The organism is Shewanella sp. T24-MNA-CIBAN-0130 (assembly GCF_040310185.1).
Classification (GTDB): Bacteria; Pseudomonadota; Gammaproteobacteria; order Enterobacterales; family Shewanellaceae; genus Shewanella; species Shewanella psychromarinicola.
Genome location: NZ_JBEOPP010000298.1, coordinates 1 through 274, shown reverse-complemented (window position 1 = coordinate 274; position 274 = coordinate 1). Strand labels below are relative to the sequence as shown.

Here is a 274-nt window from a genome sequence, read left to right as displayed (position 1 = left end):
ATTCACCCCTCAAACGTATTAACAGACCACTTAAAATAGACCTCTATAATGGAACCATTTAAAACAGACTAACCAAACGCCCGCCATAACAGCCAAAACAATCCTGCCATCACCGCAGCAATAATCAATAGCCGCTTTGCCCAATGTGGTAAAAGAGGCTTTTTATATCCCAAATCATTAAGTTGGCTCTCTACACCCCTTTGTAGACTTTTGAAACCTTGATCTGCTTGAGTGGTTTTCACACGGTTTTTTATCAGTTTCCCAGCCTCATGTC

General features: G+C 41.2%; 1 protein-coding gene. It reads right to left on the bottom strand.

Annotation, left to right across the window (positions count from 1 at the left end; genetic code table 11):
* Nucleotides 1-68: 68 nt before the first annotated feature.
* A partial coding sequence (locus AAEZ02_RS22460; RefSeq protein WP_351125252.1) for a hypothetical protein occupies nt 69-274 on the bottom strand: 206 nt, incomplete at its 5' end.